At 73.0% G+C, this 6,060-nt stretch carries 6 protein-coding genes; 2 read left to right on the top strand and 4 right to left on the bottom strand.

Annotated features, from left to right (window positions below):
• Nucleotides 1-115 precede the first annotated feature (115 nt).
• The 3 genes from ACZ4XX_RS32440 to ACZ4XX_RS32430 all read right to left on the bottom strand — a co-directional run bounded on the left by ACZ4XX_RS32440 (nucleotide 116) and on the right by ACZ4XX_RS32430 (nucleotide 3,402).
• Nucleotides 116-769 (bottom strand): pyridoxine/pyridoxamine 5'-phosphate oxidase, encoded by a 654-nt coding sequence (locus tag ACZ4XX_RS32440; RefSeq protein ID WP_468511434.1) that lies wholly within the window; start codon nucleotides 767-769, stop codon nucleotides 116-118.
• Nucleotides 766-2,070: an FAD-dependent monooxygenase gene (locus ACZ4XX_RS32435; RefSeq protein WP_468511433.1), complete on the bottom strand. Its 1,305-nt coding sequence runs from the start codon at nucleotides 2,068-2,070 to the stop codon at nucleotides 766-768. Before ACZ4XX_RS32435 ends, ACZ4XX_RS32440 begins: the two co-directional genes overlap by 4 nt.
• Nucleotides 2,071-2,178: 108 nt before the next feature.
• Nucleotides 2,179-3,402, bottom strand: coding sequence for a thiolase C-terminal domain-containing protein (locus ACZ4XX_RS32430; protein ID WP_468511432.1), 1,224 nt, complete (start codon nucleotides 3,400-3,402; stop codon nucleotides 2,179-2,181).
• Between the two features lie 105 nt (nucleotides 3,403-3,507).
• Between ACZ4XX_RS32430 and ACZ4XX_RS32425 the strand changes: the two genes are divergently transcribed.
• Nucleotides 3,508-4,710 (top strand): acyl-CoA dehydrogenase family protein, encoded by a 1,203-nt coding sequence (locus ACZ4XX_RS32425; RefSeq protein ID WP_468511431.1) that lies wholly within the window; start codon nucleotides 3,508-3,510, stop codon nucleotides 4,708-4,710.
• Nucleotides 4,711-5,181: a nitroreductase family deazaflavin-dependent oxidoreductase gene (locus ACZ4XX_RS32420; protein ID WP_468511430.1), complete on the top strand. Its 471-nt coding sequence runs from the start codon at nucleotides 4,711-4,713 to the stop codon at nucleotides 5,179-5,181.
• A 136-nt stretch (nucleotides 5,182-5,317) separates the two neighbouring features.
• Here the strand turns inward: ACZ4XX_RS32420 and ACZ4XX_RS32415 are convergent, their stop codons facing one another.
• Nucleotides 5,318-5,965, bottom strand: coding sequence for a TetR family transcriptional regulator (locus tag ACZ4XX_RS32415; RefSeq protein ID WP_030315615.1), 648 nt, complete (start codon nucleotides 5,963-5,965; stop codon nucleotides 5,318-5,320).
• Nucleotides 5,966-6,060: the final 95 nt, after the last annotated feature.

The raw sequence follows: 6,060 nt of genomic DNA, 5'->3' as shown, positions 1-6,060 counted from the left end.
CAACGCCCGGCCCTTCAAATGGACCAAGACCGCCGACCAGATCCTCGACCGCATCTGCCGCTACTGCGACAGGATCTCCGAACCAGGTCACTAGGGGCCGGTCGCCGGACGCCCCCTACGGCCAGAGGAGTTCGCGGGTCCAGCCCTCGTCCGTGCGGCGGTAGCGGAGGCGGAGGTGGCGGCGCCGTTCGTCGCCCTGGAAGAACTCGACCTCGGCCGGCTCGACGACGTAGAGCGTCCAGGTGGGGGCGGGGGCGTCCGGTTCGGCCTGCGCCCGGCTCCAGGCCCGCCCGCTCGCCTCCGCGAGGGTCTCCGGGGAGTCGAGGAGCTCGCTCTGCCGGCCGACCAGGGCCGAGGCCAGGGCGCCGGTGGAGCGGGCGTGGAGGTCCTCGTACGCCTCCTCCGGCGTCCCGGTGGTGACGTGGCCCCGGATCCGGACCTGGCGGCCCTGGACCGGCCAGTAGAAGCCGAGCGCCGCCTCGGGGCGGGCGGCGAGCTGGCGGCCCTTGGCGCTGGTGGCGTGGGAGGCGAAGTGCCAGCCGCGGGCGTCGGCGTCGTGCAGCATCACCGTACGGACGTCGGGCCTGCCGTCCTCGTCCACGGTGGCCAGCGAGAGGGTGTGCGGCTCGGTCTGGCCGGCCGCGACCGCCGCCGTGAACCAGTCGTGGAAGAGGGGGAGCGGCTCGGGCGGGGCGCCCGCCGGGTCGAAGGCGGGCAGCTCGGTGTCCCAGACCTTCAGGGAGCGCAGGGCGTGGTGGAAGTCGGTCATGAGGCCACGGTAGAGCGCGCGGCGGTGGTGCCGCGGGTGCCGTTCGTGAGGGGTGTCCGGTAGTCCACCAGCGGGACCGCGTTCGCCGCCGCCTGGATCTCGTCGCGGATCTTCTTGGCGATGAGGTTCTTCCACGGGGTCTTCGGCAGGGTCCGCACCATGAGCATCCGCAGCTTGATCTTCCACTTGGAGCCGACGGTCATCTCCTTGACGAAGCCCTCCGCCATCCGCTGGTTGCGTTCCACGCCGGGCCGCATGTGCGCCTCGTAGCGCTCGAAGGCGACGCGGTGGTCGCCTCCGGCCCGGGCCAGTTCGCCCGCCAGGACGTACGCGCCGGTGAGGGCGAGCCCGGTGCCCTGGCCGGAGGCGGGGGAGGAGCAGTGGGCGGCGTCGCCGAGGAGGACGACGCGCCCCTTCGACCAGCGGTCCATCTCGATGAGGGAGATGGAGTCGAAGTAGAGGTCGTCGGCGTCGGCGGCGTGGCCGAGGAGCCGGGGGATCTCCCAGCCGTCGCCGGCGAAGGACTCGGCGAGGTGGCGCCGCTGGGCGGTGATGTCCCGGTGGTGGTACGGGAGTTCCTCGGGCGCCGAGAAGATGAAGAGGTTCTTCGCGTCGGTCTCGCCGGCCGAGCTGTAGACGCAGACCAGCTTCCCGGGCAGCGCGTGGTACGTCTCCCAGCGGTCGAGGCCGAGGTGGTTGGGGGCGGTGAAGATGGAGACGTACGCGCCGAGGTGGCGCTTGAACCGGCTCTCCTCGCCGAAGACCAGGCGTCGGGTGTGGGAGTGCAGTCCGTCGGCGCCGACCACCAGGTCGAAGCGGCGGACGGTGCCGCTCTCGAAGGTGACGGTGACGCCGTCGGCGTCCTCGTCGAGGGTGGCGATGGAGTCGCCGAAGAGGTACTCGACGTCGTCGCGGGTCCGCTCGTGGAGGATGCGGGCCAGCTCGCCGCGCATGATCTCGTCGTCCTCCGCGACGCGTCCGCCGAAGACGTCGGCGGACAGTTCGCCGATGGTGCGGCCGCGGTCGTCGACGTAGGAACCACCGCGCATGTCGGTGGACTCGGCGCGGATCTCGTCGAGGATCCCCATCCGGCGGCAGACCTCGATCGCGGTGCCGCGGATGTCCACCTTGTAGCCGCCGGTGCGGAGTCCGGGGGCGCGCTCGACGACGGTGGGGGTGAAGCCGTAGCGGTGCAGCCAGAGGGCGAGGGCGGGGCCGGCGACCGAGGCGCCCGAGATGAGGACGGTCTTCGCGGAGGTGTGTGCGGCGGTGTTCGCGGCGGTGCGAGCGGTGCTGTTCACGGCAGGACTCCTTGTCGGCGGCTGCGGGCCGTTCCCCTGCCCGCAGCCATGACTATACGGATGTCCTACACGCTTGTCTATGACGCTTGTATAGATTCCTGGCCGGGGTCACGCCCGGCCGAGGACCACCGTCCCCGACGAGCAGAACCAGCCCCCCGTGCCCGACGCCACCGCCACCTCCGGCAGGCTCCCGTCCGGGCGTCGCACCTGGAGGCCCGGCGCCTCCCCGCGCAGCTGCCGTACCGCCTCCACCAGCAGGAAGAGCCCCCGCATCCCCGGATGGCAGGCCGAGAGTCCGCCCCCGTCCGTGTTCACCGGCAGCCGGTCCTTCTCCTGGACGAACGCCCCTCCCTCGCCCTTCGCGCAGAACCCCAGGTCCTCCAGGGTCACCAGGGTCATGTAGGTGAAGGCGTCGTAGATCTCGGCGAGGTCCACGTCCGCCGGGGTCACGCCCGCCCGCTCGAAGGCGAGCCGGCCGCTGACGGCCGCCGGGGAGACCGTGAAGTCCTCCCACTCCGACATCGTGGTGTGGGAGACGTGCTCGCCCGTGCCGAGCACCCAGACCGGGGCCTTGCGGCAGTCCCGCACGTACTCCTCGGCGACCAGCAGCACCGCGCAGCCGCCGTCCGAGCGCAGACAGCAGTGCAGTCTGGTGAACGGGTCCGCGATCATCGGCCCGGCCAGGACGTCGTCGACCGTGATCGGGTCGCGGAACATCGCCTCGGGGTTGAGCGCCGCGTTCGCCCGCGCCCGGACGGCCACCTCGGCGAGCTGCTCCAGGGTCGTCCCGTACTCGTGCATGTGGCGGCGGGCGGCCATCGCGTACTTGGCGATCAGGGTGTGTCCGTACGGCACCTCGAACTGGAGCGGGCCGCGCGCGCCGAACGACAGGTTCGCGGTGCGCCGCCGGGCGCGGATGTCGGCGCGCGCGGTGGAGCCGTACACGAGGAGGACCGCGTTCGCGTGGCCGGCGGCGATCGCGTCGGCGGCGTGCGCGGCCATGACCTCCCAGGTGGCTCCGCCGACGGCGGTCGAGTCCACCCAGCGGGGCCGGAGCCCGAGGTACTCGGCGACCTCGACCGGGGCGAGGGTGCCGAGGCCCGCCGAGGCGAGGCCGTCGATCAGTGAGCGGTCCAGGCCGCTGTCCGCGAGCGCGCGCCGGGCGGCCTGGGCGTGCAGGGCGTAGGGCGTGGCCTCGTCGACCCGGCCGCAGTCGGCGAGGGCGACGCCGGCGACGGCGACGCGGCGGGGGCGGCGGACGATGGTGCGTGCGGTGGCGCCGGCGGTGGTCGGCACGGTGGCGGGCGCGTCGGTCGGCACGGTGGTCGGCATGAATCTGACGGTACATCAGATTCATGTGAACGGAACCGGCGCGACTCTGGCAACCGGACCGGCGCAGGCCTAGCATGACGCACCGTCAGAAACGGAGGGAGCCTCATGGACGCCTCGCTCGCCGTCCCGCTCACCGAGGAGCAGCAGGAGATCCGCCGCACCCTGCGCGACCTGCTCACCGAACGGGCCGGACCGCAGGAGAACCGCGCGGCCGCCGCCACCCCCCAGGGCTACGACCCCGACCTCTGGGCCCGGATGTCCGGCACCCTCGGCGTCGCCGGGCTCGCCCTCCCCGAGGAGTACGGAGGCGTCGGCTGCGGGCCCGCCGAACTCGCCCTCGCCTGCGAGGAGGCAGGCCGCGCCCTCGCCCCCTCCCCGCTCCTCGCGACCAGCGTCCTCGCCGCCCCGCTCCTCGCCGCCCTCGGCACCCCCGAGCAGCGCGCCGGACTCCTCCCCGCGCTCGCCGACGGCACTCTGACCTGCGCCCTCGCCGTCCCCGGCGGCTCGCTCGCGCTGGCCCTCGGCCTCACCGGCGACAACACCGCCGAGGACTGGTCCGGCGGCGGCCGTGCGGGCGGCGTCCAGGCCCGCGCCGTCGACGGAGGCTGGCGGCTGTACGGCGAGGCCGCCCAGGTCCTCGACGGACACAGCGCCGGACTGCTGCTCGTCGCCGCCCACACCGGCGGCTTCGCCCGCAGCCGCACCCTGCTCTTCCTCGTACGGGCAGGGTCCCCGGAACCCGGCGGGCTGGTCCGCACCCGGCAGACCACCCTGGACGCCACCAGGACCCAGGCCACCGTCCAGTTCCGGGACACCGAGGCCGAACTCCTCGGCGAGGAACCCGCCGACGTCCTCGGCGTGCTCGCCGTCACCGGCCGCACCGCCGCCGTCATGCTGGCCGCCGAGGCCGTCGGCGCGGCCCGGGAGGCGCTCGACCGGACCGTCGCCCACGTCGGCGCGCGCGAACAGTTCGGCCGGCCCGTCGGCTCCTTCCAGGCGGTCAAGCACCGCCTCGCCGACCTGTACGTCCAGGTCGAGGCCGCGGGCTCCCTCACCTCCTGCGCGGCCGGGGAGCCCGCACCCGGACCCGACAGCGGGCCGCTCGCGCTCGCCCACGCCCTGGAGGCGCTCCGCGCCACCGCGGGCGAGTCCATCCAGCTCCACGGCGGCATCGGCTTCACCTGGGAACACGAGGCGCACCTCTACTTCAAGCGGGCCGCCTCCGACGAACTGCTCTTCGGGCCCGTGCGGCGGCTGCGCGCACGGGCGGCGGAACGGACCGGACTCTTCGGAGAGGTGGCGGCGTAGATGCCCGTCGGACGCACGCTCATGCAGAAGATGTCCTCGACCAGGACCTTCGCCCGGATCGGCCCGCACGTCGTGCCCGCCATGGACAAGGCCGTGCACCGGCTGACCAGGGGAAAGGTGCTGCTCAGCGCCCAGATGCTGCCCGGTGTGGTGCTCACCGCCCGGGGCGCGAGGAGCGGCCTGCCCCGGGTCACCCCGCTCGCCTGCATGCCGGAGCCGGACGGCGGCTGGCTGCTGATCGGCTCCAACTTCGGCCGCCCCGGGCACCCGGCGTGGACGGCGAACCTGCTCGCCCATCCGGACGTCGAGGTGAACTGGAAGGGCGAGGACGTCCCCGTGCGGGCGCGGCTGCTCGCCGGGGAGGAGCGTGCGGAGGCGTGGCGGGCGGCGCTCGTGTTCTGGCCGCCGTACGCCACGTACCAGGCGCGGATCGAGCGCGAGATCAGGCTCTTCCGGCTGAGCAGGCGATGAGACGTCGCGGTCGGCGCCGGTCGCGGCCTGTGCGGCGGCGCCGCGGAGCCCGCCCGGACACGGCGACGCCGACGGCGGTCCGTGGGGCGGGCCGCCGTCGGCGTCGACGACAGGACGGGTGGAGGAGTGGGCGGGGCTATCTGGTCGGCTTCTTGCCGGTGATGCCCAGATGCACCAACAGAGCGAGGTTGGGCTTGAGTTCGGCCTGCTTCACGCCCCAGGTCGTGAAGCCCTTCTGATGGCCGGCGACCGCGGCCAGCATCGCCACGAGCGAGCCGGCCATGGCGGCGGGGCTGACCTCCTTGTCGACCTTGCCCTTGGCCTGGAGCTCCTTCACCGCGTCCGTGAGGGAGTTGGTGACCGAGTTCAGGATCTTCATGCGGATCTTGTAGAACCGCTTGTCGCCCTCCGCGGCGCCGAGGTCCACCACCCGGAGGATGGCGTCGTGCTTCCGCCAGAAGTCCAGGAAGCCTTCGACGAGTTCTTCGGAGGTCTGCCAGCCGGCCTTGCCGACCCAGGAGCGGCCGGAGACCAGCTCGGTCAACCCGGCGCCCTCCTTGGCCATTTCCTCCGCGATCTCGAGAACCGCTCCCTCGACGTCCGGGAAGTACTGATAGAACGTCGCGGGTGAAGTACCCGCCTTCCGGGCCACATCGATGACCTTGACGTCCCGGTAGGGCGAGGAGCTGAGCATCTCACCGAGGCAGTCGAGCAGCTTCTGCCGCGTCGCCTGGCCGCGTCGTCCGGCCACGCGGCCGTCGACGGTGCGTACTTGTCCTGTCATGCCGTCAGCTTACCGAGGGGGTGTCGGCGCGCGATTCGGCCGACTGCAAATGGGGTGCACCCCTCTGCCACTCGTGTTCTCCGAGGTCGGCACGC

The sequence above is a fragment of the Streptomyces sp. NPDC029956 genome, from assembly GCF_055574655.1.
This window is presented reverse-complemented; position numbering and strand designations above follow the sequence as displayed.